The sequence below is a fragment of the Actinocrinis sp. genome (assembly GCF_035653575.1).
Taxonomy (GTDB): domain Bacteria; phylum Actinomycetota; class Actinomycetes; order Streptomycetales; family Catenulisporaceae; genus Actinocrinis.
This window is the reverse complement of sequence record NZ_DASRBQ010000097.1, coordinates 49,707-66,745: the sequence shown is the minus strand read 5'-3', so window position 1 is coordinate 66,745 and position 17,039 is coordinate 49,707. Positions and strand designations below refer to the sequence as shown.

The 17,039-nt window shown below is 70.6% G+C and carries 15 protein-coding genes; 4 read left to right on the top strand and 11 right to left on the bottom strand.

Translation table 11 applies throughout. The features are described from left to right. Positions 1-17: 17 nt before the first annotated feature. From VFA06_RS13890 to VFA06_RS13860, 7 genes are all read right to left on the bottom strand, one after another. Complete coding sequence (locus VFA06_RS13890) at positions 18-782, bottom strand: SCO2525 family SAM-dependent methyltransferase (protein WP_324840959.1); 765 nt, start codon at positions 780-782, stop codon at positions 18-20. Positions 783-935: 153 nt separating this feature from the next. Next, positions 936-1,493, bottom strand: a complete 558-nt coding sequence (locus VFA06_RS13885; protein ID WP_324840958.1) for an N-acetyltransferase — start codon at positions 1,491-1,493, stop codon at positions 936-938. A gap of 125 nt (positions 1,494-1,618) precedes the next feature. Beyond that, the gene (pknB, locus tag VFA06_RS13880; RefSeq protein WP_324840957.1) at positions 1,619-3,394 is read right to left on the bottom strand and encodes a Stk1 family PASTA domain-containing Ser/Thr kinase; all 1,776 of its coding nucleotides are present in this window, start codon (positions 3,392-3,394) and stop codon (positions 1,619-1,621) included. Between the two features lie 120 nt (positions 3,395-3,514). Further along, a complete protein-coding gene (locus tag VFA06_RS13875; protein WP_324840956.1) occupies positions 3,515-4,363 on the bottom strand; it encodes a thiazole synthase in 849 nt (282 codons plus the stop codon). Between the two features lie 15 nt (positions 4,364-4,378). Continuing rightward, positions 4,379-4,594: a sulfur carrier protein ThiS gene (gene thiS, locus VFA06_RS13870; protein WP_324840955.1), complete on the bottom strand. Its 216-nt coding sequence runs from the start codon at positions 4,592-4,594 to the stop codon at positions 4,379-4,381. Next, positions 4,591-5,799 (bottom strand): glycine oxidase ThiO, encoded by a 1,209-nt coding sequence (thiO, locus tag VFA06_RS13865; protein WP_324840954.1) that lies wholly within the window; start codon positions 5,797-5,799, stop codon positions 4,591-4,593. The genes thiS and thiO overlap by 4 nt, the downstream gene beginning before the upstream one ends. Positions 5,800-6,011: 212 nt before the next feature. Next, on the bottom strand, positions 6,012-6,560 hold the full coding sequence (locus tag VFA06_RS13860) for a hypothetical protein (RefSeq protein WP_324840953.1): 549 nt from the start codon (positions 6,558-6,560) through the stop codon (positions 6,012-6,014). Positions 6,561-6,699: 139 nt separating this feature from the next. On the opposite strand from VFA06_RS13860, the gene VFA06_RS13855 reads away from it, so the two are divergent. Together VFA06_RS13855 and thiE are read left to right on the top strand one after the other, a co-directional pair. Next, positions 6,700-7,065 carry an Rv2175c family DNA-binding protein gene (locus VFA06_RS13855; protein ID WP_324840952.1) on the top strand — a complete coding sequence of 122 codons (366 nt, stop codon included), beginning with the start codon at positions 6,700-6,702 and terminating at the stop codon, positions 7,063-7,065. Between the two features lie 9 nt (positions 7,066-7,074). Beyond that, a complete protein-coding gene (gene thiE, locus VFA06_RS13850) occupies positions 7,075-7,755 on the top strand; it encodes a thiamine phosphate synthase (RefSeq protein WP_324840951.1) in 681 nt (226 codons plus the stop codon). Between the two features lie 18 nt (positions 7,756-7,773). On the opposite strand, the gene VFA06_RS13845 is transcribed toward thiE, so the two are convergent. Beyond that, positions 7,774-8,478 carry a hypothetical protein gene (locus VFA06_RS13845; protein ID WP_324840950.1) on the bottom strand — a complete coding sequence of 235 codons (705 nt, stop codon included), beginning with the start codon at positions 8,476-8,478 and terminating at the stop codon, positions 7,774-7,776. Positions 8,479-8,696: 218 nt separating this feature from the next. Between VFA06_RS13845 and VFA06_RS13840 the strand changes: the two genes are divergently transcribed. Next, positions 8,697-10,328: an MFS transporter gene (locus tag VFA06_RS13840; protein ID WP_324840949.1), complete on the top strand. Its 1,632-nt coding sequence runs from the start codon at positions 8,697-8,699 to the stop codon at positions 10,326-10,328. 46 nt (positions 10,329-10,374) lie between these two features. Further along, complete coding sequence (locus tag VFA06_RS13835) at positions 10,375-11,100, top strand: TetR/AcrR family transcriptional regulator (RefSeq protein ID WP_324840948.1); 726 nt, start codon at positions 10,375-10,377, stop codon at positions 11,098-11,100. Positions 11,101-11,135: 35 nt separating this feature from the next. On the opposite strand, the gene VFA06_RS13830 is transcribed toward VFA06_RS13835, so the two are convergent. The 3 genes from VFA06_RS13830 to VFA06_RS13820 form a co-directional block, all read right to left on the bottom strand. Then, the gene (locus VFA06_RS13830) at positions 11,136-12,902 is read right to left on the bottom strand and encodes an NAD+ synthase (protein ID WP_324840947.1); all 1,767 of its coding nucleotides are present in this window, start codon (positions 12,900-12,902) and stop codon (positions 11,136-11,138) included. Between the two features lie 74 nt (positions 12,903-12,976). Beyond that, complete coding sequence (locus VFA06_RS13825) at positions 12,977-15,250, bottom strand: glycosyltransferase family 39 protein (RefSeq protein WP_324840946.1); 2,274 nt, start codon at positions 15,248-15,250, stop codon at positions 12,977-12,979. 13 nt (positions 15,251-15,263) lie between these two features. After that, a complete protein-coding gene (locus VFA06_RS13820) occupies positions 15,264-16,502 on the bottom strand; it encodes a bifunctional glycosyltransferase family 2/GtrA family protein (RefSeq protein ID WP_324840945.1) in 1,239 nt (412 codons plus the stop codon). Positions 16,503-17,039 lie beyond the last annotated feature (537 nt).

Sequence of the window (17,039 nt, the reverse complement as noted above, 5' to 3'; positions counted from 1 at the left end):
CGGACCGCTCGACGTCCTTATTGCGCTCTTCCCACGGCGACGATCATGCCGGTGTACCCCGGGCGCAGCGGCGCGGGCCGCATCTCGATCCGTTCCACCCGCAGATCCGTGCTCACCGCGCCGAGGCAGGCCCGGACCTCCTGCTGCCCCACCGGTGTCGCCGGAAAGCGCACTCCAGCCACGTCGTACCCGTCCGACTGCTCCATGAAAGCCGCCGCGAACGGGGAACCGGGTCGCAGGGCTCGTACGAAGCAGCCGACCGCAGACTCGAACTCCGCCGGATCCTGGGAGATCGACTCGGCCACGAAGAACATGGTGCCCAGATCCCAGCGCGAGCGCGGCAGCTCGAAGACGCTGCCCTGCATGACCTGCACCCGTTCGGCGAGCAGCGCGCGCGCCTTGGCGAAGTCGCCGTGCCGGGCGAACGGGGAGACGACGTCCCAGAACGGCTCCCAGCGCTCGGGCAGCTCGGCGGTGTGGGCGCGCAGGAACTCCACATTCGAGGCCGAGTGCTCGAGCAGCGTCACCGTGCGGCTGTGCGGAAGCATCGCGAGCGATGGATAGAGGTTCGGCCCGGCGCCGACGTCGATCGCGTCCCCGGCGGAGCGTTCGCCCGTCTCCCGGGCGAACCAACCGGCGACGAGTTCGAGGATCTCCCTGTCGTCGTCCCGCAGCTGCTGATAGTTGTGGTCGCAGTAGTCCACCGCGGCGAACTCGTCCCACGGAAACTGCGCGTTACGCGCCGGAACCGGGATTGCGATCTGCGGTCCGTTGGTCGGCATATGGGGTCCATGAGGGTAAAGGTCTGAATTGACAGTGCGTCAGGCGCACTTGGGCTCACAATACCCGTTTGATCTCACGCGCATCGGGTATTGAATCTAGCTTTTCTTGCGCGCTGCTCAACGCGTGATTGCGTAAGGCATGTCCTACGTCTCCTACGTCCACTCCGCGTCGACTCCATCGTCCCCCGAGGGGGCGGGGTGGCGGTACCGGGCGTTCGTCATAATCATCCGGTCCGCCTCCGGGCCGAAGTAATGCGGGCGGAAGCCGCACACGTGGAAGCCCAGCCTCTCGTAGACGTGGATTGCGACGATGTTGTCCGGGTCCACGAAGAGCCGTACCTCGCGCGCGCCGTCGGCGGCGATCCGCCGCACCGCCTCGCTTACCAGCTCGCGTCCGTAACCCGCGCCGCGGGCGTCCGGCAGTACCCCGAGCCCGAGGATCCAGCCCACCTTCGGCCGTGCGGCCAGCGCCCCGAGACAGTAACCGATCAGCCGATTGCCGTCGTCGGCGACCACGCAGTGCCTTGAGTGCACGTCCATGAGCTGTCTCAGCGCGAAGTACGGATAGGCGAGCCGGCCGAACACCAACCGGTCGACCCGGTGCAGCGCGCCGATGTCGTGCTCCGTCGCGGGCCGGATCGTCACCACAGCAAGCTCCCGCTCGACCGAGATCCCGCCCTCGCCGCATCGTTCGTCACCGTGCACTGGCACGCGCCTCCCCGCAGCTCGGCAAATCGAATTCACATCGTAGAACTCGAAATTGCCGGGCGAAACCGGCGGTGGAGGCGTGCGGGCGCGCCATCAGGCCGCCGGGGCCGCAGTGCGGTGCCTGAGTTTCAGAAGATGTACAGCGTGATCGTCGAGCCGTAGTCGACGCTCGAGCCGCCGCCCGGCGACTGCCGGCCGACGTTGTCGACGAACGGGAGCAGCCGCGTGGTCTGCACGGAGAAACCCTGGGCTTCGAGCGCGGCGGTGGCGTCCTCGACCGTCATCCCGGTCACGTCGCGCACGACGACCTGCTTCGGGCCGCTGGAGATGGTCAGCGTCACGGTGCTGCCCGCGGGCGCCGATCCGGTGGGCGTGTAGGAGACCACTGAGCCCTTCGGCGCCGTGCTCGAGGCGGTCTGGTCGGCGGCGATCGCGACGGTGAAACCGCGCTGCTGGAGCGCCGAGGTCGCGTCGTCCTGGGTCTGGCCGGTCACGTCCGGCACCGACACCTTCTGCGTGCCCTTCGACACGGTCAGCGTGATCACGGCGCCCTGCTTTACCGGAGTGCCGGGGCTCGGCGAGACCGAGACGACGTCGCCGGCCGCCACCTTGTCGCTGTAGGCGCTGGTTATGGTGTACTTCAGCCCGTCGTTCGTCAGCGTCGTCGTGGCCTGAGACTGGGTGAGCCCGACCAGGTCGGGGGTGTTCTCGAAGGCCACCCGGCCGTAGAGCCAGGCTCCTATCCCGGCCGCCGCGGCGAGGATCAGCACCACCAGGAAGATGATCAGGCCCTTGTGCGAGCGGCGCCGCGGCGCCGCGTCCACGACATAGCCCTGACGCGGAGACGTACGTGGCCTGACACTCGGCTGAGCCACGTTGAAGTTCCTCGTGGGCTCGGCGATCCGGGTCGGTTCCGGAGGCAGTGGCAGCGTCGACTCGGGAGCCGGGCGCGCGCCGAGGTTCAGCGCGGCGTCCGGCAGGTTCGCGTACACGGCGCGCACCTGCTCGCGGAACGCCGCCGCGTCGGCCGGGCGGGCGTTCGGCTCGCGGGCGGTCGCCGAGGCGACCAGGGCGTCGAGCGCCGGGTCGAGGCCGGGCAGCAGCAGCGAGGGCGGCGGAACCCGCTCGGTGACGTGCCGCCTTGCGATCTCCATCGGGCTGCCGCCGGTGAACGGCTTGCGCCCGGTGAGCAGCTCGAACAGCACGATCCCGGCCGAATAGACGTCGGAGCGCGCGTCACAGGTCCCGCTCTTGACCAGCTCCGGGGCCAGGTAGGAGACGGTGCCGATCAGTCCGCCGCCGGGCACTGCGCCGCCGAGCGAGGAGGCCAGGGTGGTCCCGGGCCCCTGATCGGCGGCCGCGGTGCGCGCCAGGCCGAAGTCGGTGACCTTGACCGCGGCCGCGTACGAGCTCTGCCTGCTGTTCAGCACCGCGTCGTTGAGCAGCACGTTCTCCGGCTTGACGTCCCGGTGCACGATTCCGGCGCGGTGCGCGGCGGCCAGGCCGGCCAGCATCGCGTCCAGCACCTCGAGCGCCTCGCGCGGAGTCAGCCGGCCGCGGCGGCCGAGCAGCTGGCGCAGCGTCTCGCCGGGGACGTACTCCATCGCCAGGTAGGCCAGCGGCGGCTGCCCCGACTGGTCGTAGACGGCGACGATGTTCGGGTGGCTGAGCCGTGCGGCTGACTTCGCCTCCCGGATGAACCGGGCGACGTACTCAGGATGCCGGGCCAGCTCGGGGTCGATGACCTTGAGCGCGACGAGCCGGTCGAGCCGGTTGTCCCAGGCGCGGTACACGGTCGCCATGCCACCTTGAGCAAGGCGGGACTGCACGGCGTACCGGCCGTCGAGCGTCCGCCCGATCAGCGCGCCGTCCAGCACCGATCCGTGCCGCGAAGGAGCCTCCACAATCACCGAGTGTAGGCGGTGGTTGCGACACCGGGGTCAGGTGAAACGCGACTGTGGCTAACCTGGTACGGCAGGGCTCGAACGGCGGATTTTTCGAACCGGACCACGCTGCGGTCCGTGTTAGAAGGCCGGTGTTTCGGCCAGGCCGGGGGAGGAGGCGCGGGCGTGGAAGCGCTGGGGGATGCGCCCGGCGAGGTGGGCGAGCCGGCCGGCGGTCACCGCGTGCCGCATCGCCGCGGCCATCCGGGCCGGATCCTGCGCCCTGGTGACCGCCGAGGCCAGCAGCACGGCCGAACAGCCGAGCTCCATCGCGAGCGCCGCGTCGGAGGCGGTGCCGATTCCGGCGTCGAGGATGACGGGCACGCCCGCGCCGCGCACGATCAGCTCCAGGTTGTGCGGATTGCGGATGCCCAGGCCGGAGCCGATCGGCGCCCCGAGCGGCATCACTGCTACGCAGCCGGCTTGTTCGAGGCGGCGGGCGAGAACCGGATCGTCGTTCGTGTAGGGCAGCACGGTGAACCCGTCGGCGACGAGCGTCTGCGCGGCGTCGAGCAGTTCAACGGGATCGGGCAGCAGCGTGTCCTCGTCGGCGACCACTTCGAGCTTGACCCAGTCGGTTTCCAGCGCTTCCCGCGCCATGCGCGCGGTACGCACCGCTTCGCGTGCGGTATGGCAACCGGCGGTGTTAGGCAGCACTTGAATCTTGAGCGCAGCGAGCAGATCGAGTACCGAACCGGCGGTACCCGGGGCGATGCGGCGCAGTGCGACCGTCGTCAGCTCGGTGCCTGAGGCGACCAAGGCGTCCTCGAGGGCGGCGAGACTCGGCGCGCCGCCAGTACCCATGATCAGCCGCGAGGCAAAGGACTTTCCGGCGAGCTCGAACGTGTCGGCGGCAGGAGCCGTTGTTCCCGGCGCTGTTGTTCCTTCAGTCGTCCTCGTGCTTTCGAGCGCCGCTGTACCTTCAGGCACTGCTCCCCCTCGTTTTCAGCCGCCTTGGACTGCGGTAAGAATCTCGATCTCGTCGCCGTCGCGCAGATGCCTGGTGTCCCACTCGGCGCGCGGAATCACGTCGTCGCCGACGGCGACGGCGATGCCCGTCCGGTTAGGGCGCAGTCGAGTGACGACCGCGCCGAGCGTGGTGTCGGCGGGATAGGACTCGGGTTGTCCATTCACGACGACACGTATCGGCGTCGTCGTCATGCAAACGCGGCCTTCTTCGCGAACCGGCCCAGGTTCTTGCCGAACCGCTGCGGTCCGAAGCCCACGGCCTCCTCCGGCAACTTTCCGCTGACAAGGCACTCGGCGATCGCGTCGGCTGTGATCGGTGCGAGCAGCACACCGTTGCGGAAGTGACCGGTGGCCGCGATCAGGCCGGGCAGCTCGGTGGTACCAAGAATCGGTGCGTTATCCGGTGAGCCGGGCCGCAGGCCGGCGCGCACCTCCGTCAGCGGCAGATCGCCGACATCGGGCACGAGGCCGTGTGCGGCGCGCAGCAGTTCATAGACGCCGCCTGCCGTCACCTCGGTGTCAAAGCCCTGCTCTTCGACGGTCGCGCCGACGACCAGCTCGCCGTGGTCGCGCGGCACCAGGTACACCTGCCGTCCGCGCACCACACCGCGCACCGCGTGATTGAGGAAGGGAGCCGCGTGCGAGGGCACGGACAGCCGCAGAATCTGGCCCTTGACCGGCCGGATCGGCGGCAGCACCCCGGAAGGCAGGCCCGGGATCGACGTCGAGCGGCAGCCGGCGGCCAGCACCACGCGGTCCGCGTGCAGGACCCGGCCGTCCGCGAGCCGTACGCCCGTGGCCGCGTCGTGCTCGACCAGCAGCTCGGCGACGCGGTCGCGGTGCAACTGCACGTGGGCGCGGCCGATCGCGGTCAGCAGCGCCGCGACGAGCATCCGGTTGTCGATCTGATGATCGCCGGAGACGAGCAGGCCCGACTGCACGTCCGGTGCCAGCAGCGGCTCGTGGCTGCGGCACTCGCGGCCGGTCAACGGCTCCGAGACGAGCCCGAGGCGCTGGTGGAACTCGGCCAGGTCGGCCAGCACCGCGCGGTCGCCGGAGTCGAACGCGACGGCGAGCGTGCCGTGCGCGGAGTAGCCGGCGGACGTCCCGGAGACTTCTTCGAGTTCGGCGACGAACTCGGGATACCGGCGCGCCGAGGCGAGATTAAGCCGCAGCAACCGTTCCTCGCCGTAATGGGCCTCGGTGACCGGGGCCAGCATCCCGGCCGCGGCGTGCGAGGCGCCCGAACCGGGCTCGGGGTCCACCAGCGCCACCCGGACCCCGCGCCGGGCGGCCCGCCAGGCGACCGCGAGGCCGATCACTCCGGCGCCGACGATCACGACGTCGTACTCGGTGCGCGGCCGCGCGTGCGGGATGGCGATCTCTGGCGCATCCATCGTTGCGCTCCCTCCGCCCCGCTCCCGAAGGCGCAGGGCCAGGTTCAAACGGTCGGGGGCCGCGTGCCCCCCTCTCAACCCGCCGCGGCGGGCTCCCGTGCTGTTTCGTGCTGTTGGTCACCGCAAGTCTATCCGGCGCCGCCCCGCGTAATCGGCCGCAGGAGCGCGCAGGCGGGCAGGACGGCGCCGTGGACGTGCGGCATGGCTCCGGCTCAGCCCGCGGCGGCCGGCGGTGCGGTCAGGCCGGGCGCGAGGATGTTGAACCAGGCGAGCAGCGCGAGCAGCAGGCCGATCGCGCCGAGGATCAGGCCGCCGAGCGCGGTCGCCCGGGCCCAGCCTGGGGTCTTGCCGCTCAGCAGCAGCGCCGGGGAGGCCAGCACGCCGGCGCCGAACAGCAGCGCGGCGATGGCGAAGATGCCGCCGAGCGCGGCCTGGCCGTGCCAGCTGCTGTGGAACGCGTCCAGCGAGGCCTGGGTGCTCTGCGTCTTGGTGTTCAGCTCGGCGACGTACTCGGCGCGGGCGCCGTACACGGTCCCGAGCCAGCCGCCGGTCAGCGAGACGACGGCGAGCACCAGGGAGGTCAGGCCGAAGGCGCCGGAGACGAAGCCGGAACCGGTCGGCTCCTCGCCGTCGTCGTCACCTTCGTCGAACTCGGCGAGTTCCTCGGGCTGCTCCGGCTCCGCGATCTCGGGCTCGGATACGGCGGCCGAGACGATCTCCGTCTCGGACTCCTCGCCGTTCTGGGTCGTGGTGTTTTCCATAGGCCGACACCCTAGGGCTTTTTGCTGAGCGTGGGGTAAACCAGGGCCCGCAACTTTCCGCCGATCGGCTGCCGATCGGCGCCGAGCAGCCCGCGCTATCCATTGGGCCGTGTCGTATCGCCATGGCAATCTGGTTACCGTGACATCCATCTCCGCCGAGCTCGAAGAGCTCGTCCCTGCCTGGCTCACCCTTCCCGAGGTCGCCGAGCGCCTCTCCCTCCCGGTCAACCGCACGCGTCAGCTGCTCAAGGAACACCAGTTGGCGGCCGTGCGCCGGGGCGAATCCAGGGTCCTTTCGGTGCCCGCGGCATTCCTGGACGGAACGCAGATCCTCAAGGGGCTGCCCGGCACCCTCACCCTGCTGGCGGACAACCGCTTCACCGAAGAGGAGTCGGTGCGCTGGCTTTTCACCCCCGACGAGTCGCTGCCCGGCACCCCGGTGCAGGCGCTGGCCGAGAACCGGGGCACCGAGGTGCGCCGCCGCGCGCACGCGCTCGGATTCTGATCAGTGGCGATGGTCGAGAGCGGTGCGCCGCGGGCCGAGCTGCGCGACGCCCGCCTCTACCTCTGCACTGACGGCAGGCAGTCGCGCGGCGACCTGCCCGACTTCCTTGACGCGGTCCTCTCGCACGGCGTCGACATCGTCCAGCTGCGTGAGAAGGGCCTGGAGGCCGGCCGGGAACTGGCGCTGCTCGAACAGTTCGCGGACGCCTGCGCGCGGCACGGCAAGCTGCTCGCGGTCAACGACCGGGCGGACGTCGCCTTCGCGGCCGGAGTACCGGTGCTGCATCTCGGCCAGGACGATCTGCCGACGCCCGCCGCGCGCCGCATCGTCGGGCCCGGCGTCCTGCTCGGCCGCTCGACGCACAGCGAGCAGCAGGTCGATGCCGCGCTGGCCGACCCGCTGACCGGTTACTTCTGTGTCGGACCGTGCTGGCCGACGCCCACGAAGCCGGGCCGAACCGCGCCGGGACTAGGCCTGGTGCAGTACGCGGCGAAGGTGGCCGCGCCGGACGAGCCGTCCGCGCCGCCCTGGTTCGCGATCGGCGGCATCGACCTCGGGACGGTCGATCAGGTGCTCGCGGCAGGCGCGCGCAGGGTGGTCGTGGTCCGTGCGATCACCGAGGCGCCGGATCCGGCGGCTGCCGCGGCCGCGCTGGCCGCCCGGGTGCGCTCGGCGGGTCGCGCCGGGTAGCCGAACTCGCCGAACCGGTCAGCCGCAGAAGATCAGGAAGCAGGTCTGCTGCGTACGCGAGGGCCGCGGGGTCGGGCTCGGGCTGCCCGAGCGGGTCGCGCTCGGAGTGGCCGTGCCCGATGCCGCCTTGGACGGCGTCGCGCTCGGCGAGGGCGAGTGGCTCGGCGTCGCGGAGTGCGAGGGGCTGGCGGTGACCGAGAGGCTGGAGCCGATCGTGCTGTCGGCGCCCTGGCCGGTGGAGGTCGCGCCCGGCGAGGAGACCGGGATCACGTTGGCCGCGGCGCCCCTGCCGAGCGAGCCGCCGCCGTCGTGGAAAGTCATGAAACCGAGCGCCCCGACCGCCACCGCGGTCGCGGCGGCGCCGCCGACCACGACGGTGCGCTTCTTGCGCCGGGCCGCCTTCTTCACGCGCGCCTGGCCTGCTGCCGACTGGTTCGGCCGCGTGGTCTGCCGACGGTCGCGCCGGCGGGTGCCCAGCCCGGCGTGGACCGCGTCCACCGGCTTCGGCTCCCACACCGCCTTGATCGCAGGCCCCTGATCGGCGGGCGCGTCCGGGCCCGCGGTCGGAATCAGTTCCGCAGATCCCTGATAGTCCAGTCGGCGGCGGAATTCCGCGGCCTGTCCTGGATCGATGCCTATGTGCCGGGGCGGCCTGCGCGGCTCAGAGTGCTGAGTCCACGGCTCGTCCCGGCTCCCTTCGGATCGCCGGTATGCCTCGCTCACAGTGGGCGTGACCCTACCAAACCTGTCCGGCAGACAACACCTGCCCCACCCTTCATTGCCGACTCATTGCTTTGAGTCCACAAGCGCTTTGCCCGCTCCATAGATACGGAACGGTTGCGTATTGGAAGGTGGCGCGGTAGGCTCCCTCCCACTACCGGGATTACGAAACGGAACGGTCCCGATTCAGTCGGGGCCCGGGGAACCTTGGAGGGGATCCCGTGGCACAGAACTCTCCCGCGGCGCGCGCCGCGGACGGCCCGCCGATCAGCGATGCCGCGGGCCACCCGCGCCGCTGGCTGATCCTCGGCGTACTGGTCTTCTCGCTGCTGGTCGTCGTGCTCGACAACACGGTGCTCAACGTCGCGCTCAAGACGATCGCGCTGCCCAAGCCGAACGGCCTCGGCGCGAGCCAATCCGACCTGGAATGGTCGATCAACTCCTACACCCTGATCTTCGCCGGACTGCTGTTCACCTGGGGCATCCTGGCCGACCGGCTCGGCCGCAAGCGGATCCTGATGCTCGGCATGGTGCTTTTCGGCATCACCTCGGTGCTGTGCGCGTACGCCGGCAGCCCCGGCGAACTGATCGCCGCGCGGGCCGCGATGGGCTTCGCCGGCGCCGCGATCATGCCCAGCACCCTCGCCGTGATCGCCAACGTCTTCCCCCGCCACGAGCAGGGCAAGGCCATCGGCGTGTGGGCCGGCTCGGTCGGCCTCGCGGTGGCCATCGGCCCGGTGGTCGGCGGCGCGCTGCTGGACAGCTTCTGGTGGGGCTCGGTCTTTCTGATCAACGTGCCGATCATCATCATCGGCCTGATCGCGATGACCTTCATGGTGCCCGAGTCGCGCAACCCGAACCCGGGCAAGCTCGACCCGGCCGGCGTGCTGCTCTCCATGGCGGGCCTGGTCATCTTCGTCTACGGCGTCATCCACGGCGGCGACACCGGCGACTGGGGCAAGCCCGCGGTCTGGGGTCCCCTGGTGATCGGCGTGGCGCTGCTCGCGCTGTTCGTGGTCTGGGAGCGCAACACCGACCACCCCGCGCTGGACGTGCGGCTGTTCAGCAACCGCCCGTTCTCCGCGGCCGTGATCTCCGTCGCGCTGTCCTTCTTCGCGATGATGGGCAGCCTGTTCTTCCTGACCTTCTACTTGCAGTCCGTGCGCGGATACACCCCGCTGCAGGCGGGCCTGTGGGTGCTGCCCTTCGCCGCCGCGCAGGTCATCTTCTCGCCGCTGTCCGCGAACGTGGTCAGCAGGTTCGGGGCGCGCACGGTCTCCTTCAGCGGCCTGCTGCTGATCGCGGTCGCGCTGTCGCTGTACCAGTTCATCGGCGTGCACTCGGCGATGTGGGTCTACGGCGTGATCGCGGCCCTGCAGGGCATCGCGATGGCGCTGGTGATGCCGCCGGCGACCACCACGGTGATGACCTCGCTGCCGCGCGAGCGGGCCGGGATCGGCTCCTCGATCAACAACACGGTGCGTCAGGTCGGCGGCGCGCTCGGCGTCGCGGTGCTCGGTACCGTGCTCACCTCGGCCTACCGCGGCAAGATCGAGCCGGTGCTGACCGGGTCTGGGGTGCCCGCGGGCGTCGCGCACGACGTCAGCGGCTCGATCGAGGCGACGCAGGGCTTTGTCGCGCAGTCCGCGGCGCAGCACCCGCAGGCGGTCCAGCTGCTGGCTCCGGCCGACAACGCCTTCGTCCACGCGCTGCACGTCTCGACGCTGTGCGCCTCCGGGGTCGCCGTGCTGGCCGCGTTGCTGGTGCTCGCCTGGTTGCCGCGCCGCGGCGCGGGAACGGGTTCCGGTGCGCCTCAGGGCGCGCCTCAGGCCGCCGAAAGCGTGACCGCATAAGGTCGTGGGGGCCGTTCACGAACCGGATACGGATGAGCACTCGACGATGAAGATGAAGGACCACGCCCAGCCCGGTCCGCCCGCGCCAGCCGCGCCCGCCGCGGCGGCGCGGCGGCCGGGCCGGCCGCGCAGCGACCAGGCCGAGGAGGCGATCCTCGACGCGGTCTTCGCCCTGTTCTCCGAGGGCGCCACCTACGACGCGCTGTCCATGGAGATGATCGCGGCCGAGGCGAAGGTGGGCAAGGCCACCATCTACCGGCGCTGGCCGAACAAGGAAGCGCTGGTCATCGACGCGATCTGCCGCCGCCTGCACCCCGACCACGAGAAGATCGTGCCGCCCGGTGCCTCGGTGCGCGAGGACCTGATCTTCCTGCTCGAGAAGATGCGCCGACACCTGCAGGAGGAGCACAGCGGCTCGGCCTACAACGTGCTGACGAACGTGAGCAAGGCGAACCCGACGCTGTACCGCCGCTACCACGAGGTCGTCATCGAGCCGCGCCGCGACCTGTACCGCGAGGTGCTGCGGCGCGGCATCGCGACCGGGGAGCTGCGCGCCGATCTCGACGTCGAGCGGACGATGCTGATCCTGACCTCGACCATGCTCAACGCCACCCGGCTCCCGGTGGGCGAGCCGGTCGGCCAGGAGTTCAGCGTCGGCCTCACCGATGACCTGCTGCGCGGTGCGGCGGCGAGGCCGAGCGAGCCGGCGGGCGCTCCGATTACTGGACCCGTAGCCGCCGAACGCAGCGATAGCGAGTCGGTCAGCGCGTAGGTCAGGGCCGCACCACCGCGTGGCCGGACGGACCGTCAGGCGGTCTCGCGCCAGCTGGACGTGATCGGCAGCCGCCGGTCGCGCCCGAAGGCCTTGGCCGAGATCTTGGTGCCCGGCGGGTACTGGCGCCGCTTGTACTCGGCCGTGTCGGTCAGCTTGAGCACCCGCTGCACCAGCTCGGTGTCGAAGCCGCGGGCCTCGATCTCCTCGCGGCCGTGGTCGCCGGTGACGTACAGCTCCAGGATCTCGTCCAGCACCTCGTAGGGCGGCAGCGAGTCGGTGTCCCGCTGGCCTGGCCGCAGCTCGGCGCTCGGCTCCTTCTCGATCGAGTTGCGCGGGATCGGCGGGATTTCGCCGCGCCGCTCGGCCTCCTCGTCACGCCACCGCGCCAGCGCCCACACCAGCGTCTTCGAGACGTCCTTGATCGGTCCGAACGCGCCGACCGCGTCTCCGTAGAGGGTCGAGTAGCCGACCGAGAGCTCTGACTTGTTGCCGGTGGCGAGCACCAGGTGCCCGCGTTGGTTCGAAAGGGCCATCAGCGCCGTGCCGCGCACCCGGGCCTGGAGGTTCTCCTCGGCCAGCCCGGTCAGCGCGGTGCCGGAGTCGGCAAGGGTCTTGAGATACGCCTCGACCATCGGCGCGATCGGGACCGTCTCGTAGTGCAGGCCGGTGCGCCGCGCCATGTCACTGGCGTCGTCCTTGGAGTGGTCCGAGGAGTACCGGCTGGGCAGCGAGACGCCGTATACGTTCTGCGGTCCGAGCGCGTCGCAGGCGATTGCCGCGACCAGCGCCGAGTCGATGCCGCCGGAAAGCCCGAGCAGCACGGTCGAGAAGCCGTTCTTGCGCACGTAGTCGCGAAGGCCGGTGACCAGCGCCTGGTAGATCTCGCCGAGGTCGTCGAGGCGCGGCGTGATGACGGCCGGGCGCGGCTGGTACGGCTCGGTGGGTTCGGTGGAGGCGACGACGCGCCGGATCGCCAGGCCGTTGCTCGCGATCGCGTCCTGCGCCGGGCCTTCCGCGGCGGGCAGCTCGACATCGGTCACGAACAGCTCTTCGGTGAACTGCCCGGCGCGCGCGAGCACCCGGCCGTCCGCGCCGACGATGATCGAGTCGCCGTCGAAGACCAGCTCGTCCTGCCCGCCGACCTGGTTGACGTAGGCGATGGGGCACCCGGCTTCGGCGGCGCGCCTGGCCAGCAGCTCATACCGCACGTCGTCCTTGTTCAGCTCGTACGGCGAGGCGTTGATGGAGAGCAGCAGCCCGGCATTGGACTCGGCGACCGCGGCGACCGGACCCCCGTCCTGCCACATGTCCTCGCAGATGACCAGGGCGACGTCGACACCACGCACCCGGATGACCGGCAGCACGTCTCCCGGCACGAAGTACCGGTACTCGTCGAACACGCCGTAGTTCGGCAGGTGGTGCTTGGCCGAGCGGATCAGCACCGAGCCGCGGTGGATCACGGCGGCGGCGTCCAGCGGCGAGCCGGCCGGGCGGCCGATGCGCGGCTCGTCGTCCGCGATGCCGTCGAGATATCCGGCGATCACCACCAGCTCGCCGAGCCCCTCGTCGGCGAGCCGGGCGGCAAGCTGGTCCAGTGCGGCGCGGGCGGCCTGCACGAACGAGGGGCGCAGCGCCAGGTCCTCGATCGGATAGCCGGTGAGCCCCATCTCGGGCGTGGCCAGGATGTGCGCGCCCTGCGCGGCCGCCGCGCGGGCCGAGTCGAGGATCAGCGCCGCGTTGCCGGCGAGGTCGCCGACGGTCGGGTTGATCTGTGCCAGAGCGATCCGCAGCTGCGCCATGCTCAAAGCATACGCCCCTTCTCGTCGCTCTGACGAGAAGGGGCGCTGTGCTCTGCGCCACGCGGTCGCCGCGGTCAGGCGGTGCCTCCGGACGAGGAGGACGAACTCGACGCGGCGCCGGCCGTGCACGCATACAGGCCGGAGGCGGAGGTCGAGCTCGTCGTCGACGAACCGCTGGACGAGGAGCTGGAGCCGCCGTAGGCGCTGGCCGACACCGCGGTGCAGTGTTGCTCCACCCAGGTCTGCACCTGGCTGCTCGCCGAGTTGCCGCCGCCGAATCCGCCGAAGCCGCCACCGCCCATACCGCCGCCGAGCATCACATACTTGAGCTCGCCGGAGGCCACGAGCTGCTGCAGCTTGGCCGCGGTCATCGCCGGGTCGCTGCCGGTGAAGCCCCACATGGAGATCACCGAGCGCCCGGTCTGCAGCTCGATCGACGCGGCCGAGTTCGAGTTCGCCACCGCGAGCAGCCACTTCGCGGAGCCCTGATTCGCCTCGAGGTAGCTGATCATCGCCGAGGACAGCTGGGCGCCGCCAGGACCGCCGAAACCGCCGAGTCTGCCGGTACCGCTGCCTCCGGCGCCGCCCGAGGAGAGACCCGGGAGGTCTCCCATCTGGCCGCCCGGGAAGCCGCCCGGACCGTCGAAACCGCCCTGGCCGCCGCCGGAACCTGAACCGGAACCGCCGCCGAACGAAGGCAGCTTGCCGAGCTGGCCGCCCGGCCCTCCCTGCGCACCGAAACCGCCGGGTTCGAAGCCGTCCACCGCGCCGCCGCGCCGGCCAAAGGCGCCGCCGCCGGGACCGCCCATCGAGCCGTTCGACGGCCCCGCCAGCGGATTGGTCCCGTTGACGGTCGAGTTCGCCGCCGCGGCCGCGAAGGCGGTCGGCCCGGCAAGCCCGGCGAACAGCAGCGCCGCGAGGCCGACCGCGCCGAACCGCGCGCGCTGCCGAGGCCGCAGCCGCACGGCCACCAGCGCGCCGATCGCGACGATCGCCGCGATGGCGATGAGGGGGACCAGCCACGTCGCGTACGAGCTGCGGTGCAGCAACGCGATCGACCACAGCGCGCTGACCGCGACCGCCGCCGGGATGACCAGCCACGCCCAGTTGCGCTCGTGCATCCGCTCCCAGACCACCGCGCCGCCTCCGCCGACCAGCGCGCCGATCGCAGGACTCAGAGTCGTGACGTAGTACGGGTGCATCGTGCCCTGCTGATATGAGAACACGACGAAGTGCACGCCCAGCCACAGCCCCCACAGCAGCAGCGAGGCCCGGACCGGATCGGTGCGTGGCGACTTGCCGCGCAACACCAGCGCCGCGATGCCCAGGATCGCGGCCGCGGGCAGCAGCCAGGAGATCTGCGTGCCGAGGATGTCGTTGAACAGGCGGCCGAAGCCCGAGGTTCCGGAGAAGCTCGCGCCGGCGCCCCCGCCGCCGTTGCCCAACTCGTTCCCGGTGATCCGGCCGAGGCCGTTGTACCCGATCACCAGGTCCCACACGGAGTTCGTCGAAGAGCCGCCGATATAAGGACGCGAACTCGCCGGGATAGCGTCGACGATCAGCATCCACCAGAACGACGCGACCGCGAGCACGCCGGTGAAGATCGTCAGATGCCTGATGCGCTTCCAGAATCCGCCCTCGGCCGCGAACAGGTACACCAGCACCAGCGCGGGCAAGGCGATGTACGCCTGGAGCATCTTCGTGTTGAATGCGCAGCCGACCATCACGGCCGCCCACAGCAGCGGCCGCAGCCGCTTGGTGCGCAGCGCCTCCAGGGTGAACCAGGCGCCGAGCGTCATCAGCAGCACGAGCACCGGGTCCGGATTGTTGTCCCGGTTGATCGCCACGGTGATCGGAGTCAGGGCCATGACGAGCGCGGCCACCGAGGCCGCCGCGTGCCCGAAGGCCCGGCGTACCGCCGAGTACAGCACGCCGACCGCGGCCACGCCGCACAGCGCGATCGGCGCCAGCATCGCGAAGCTGGAGAAGCCGAAGATCCGGGTCGAGACCTCCATCACCCACAGCGCGAACGGCGGCTTGTCGACCGTGATGAAGTTCCCCGTGTCGATCGAGCCGAAGAACATCGCGGACCAGCTCTTGGTCCCGCTCTGCACCGCGGCCGCGTAGAACTCGTTCGCGTAGCCGTTGGCCGTCAGGTTCCACAAGTACAGCGCCGCGCTCAGCGCGAGCGTCGCCAGCAGCGCGGGCCTTGCCCAGCGCGGATCCTCGGGATCGCCGAGGTAGGCGCGCTGCAACCGCGACCGCTTCGCCGGCGGAGGGCTGGGAAGGGCGGCGAACGGAGCCGGCCACGTGATTTCTTCCGGTACGGCCGGAAGCTGGTCAGTCATGTGAAGTACTCCGCTACGGACGCTTGGGCTGACCGGCGCGCCGGGGATTGAAGACCCAGGCGCGCATCAGCAGGAATCGGATGAGGGTGGCCATCGCGTTCGCCGCGATGAGGGTAGCCAGCTCGACCGCATGGGAGGTACCCGGCGCGGCGGCGCTCAGCACCGCGAGCGCACCGTTCGTCAGGGCGAGGCCGATGAGGAACGCGACGCCGCCTTCGAACTGGTGTCGCAGGGCGTTGGCACTGCCGCGCACGCCGAAGGTGTAGCGCCGGTTCGCGGCCGTGTTGGCGATCGCGGTGAGGGCCAGCGCGAGGGTGTTGGCGAGGTACGCCGGGCACACGGCGCGCAGCACCCAATAGAGCAGCAGATAAGCCAGGGTGCTCGCGACACCGATGATCGCGAAGCTCGGCAGCTGGTTTCGCATGCCCTGCGGCAGCTGCGCGGCCAGTACACGCGCCTGCACCGGCGCTTTGAAGCCTCCACGCAGTGCCTGTCGGCCGACTCGCCACATGCCGCGCAGATCGTCGAGCGCGGTCTGCACGATGTCCACCCGGCTGTCCGGGTCGTCCACCCAGTCCACCGGGACCTCGTGGATCCGCAGCCCGCTGCGCTCGGCGAGCAGCAGCAGCTCGGTGTCGAAGAACCAGGCCTGATCCTGCACCTGGGGAAGCAGGGCCTTGATAATTTCGGTGCGCCCGGCCTTGAAGCCGCACTGCGCGTCCGAGAACCGGGCGGCCATCGCCGAGCGCAGCATCAGGTTGTAGGTGCGGGAGATGAATTCGCGCTTCGGCCCGCGCACCACGGCCGCGCCGCGCGCCAGCCGAGAGCCGATCGCCAGATCTGAGTGCCCCGACATGAGCGGCGCGATCAACGGCAGGAACGCGTCAAGTCCGGTCGAGAGGTCGACGTCCATGTAGGCGACAACCTCGGCGTCGCTCGCCTCCCACACGGTGCGCAGCGCGCGACCCCGACCCTTCTGGTCGAGGTGTACCGCATCGACGTGCGGATAGCGCTCCGCGAGGTCGAGAGCCACAGCCCAGGTCTCGTCGGTCGACGCGTTGTCCGCGATCGTGATGCGGAAGGGGTAAGGCAGATTCTCTGCGAGGTAGGCGTGAAGCCGATGCACGCTGTCGGCCAGTACCAATTGCTCGTTGTAAACCGGGATCACGATCTCCACGAGGCGGGTACGTTGCCGGGGCGGTTGGGTGCCGTCGTCGAGGCCGGGCGGCCGGTCGTAGATCACTTGGCTCATGCCGACCACGGTTCCGGAGGCCCGTTCGGCTGCCGTGAGTCTGATCTGAGCGTTCCATGAATTTCGCGGCGCCGCGCCGCACTGTGTTGTGCCGCGCCGTGACAGACCGTACTGCCGCGAAAAATGAGGCGGCCTCGTCGCACGGGGGAGCGACGAGGCCGCGGCGGAGAGTTGTCGAGGACTCTCCGCGGGCGTCGGAGGGGTTCACCGCCACGGTCCCGGGGGAGGACACTGCGGGCGGCGAGGGGCGGTTCCGACGCCGAGCGGTGCGGGGATCCCCACGGGGGGAGGGACCACGCACGCACCGTGGTTAGGCGCCTGACCCCCACGGGGGGAGGGGCCGGCGCCCGGACGCGCTCCGGCGTGATCCCCACGGGGGAGGGACCCGCCTGTACGCGTCACTCGGGGCGAGGCCCCATCGCACGGGGGGACGACGAGGCCTCGAAGAGGATTATTCATGGGCCTTCAGCGCTTGGCGACCCTTTCGACAAAACTTCTCGCTCGGGATGCTGCCCTTCACCGAGCGTGACGGCGATT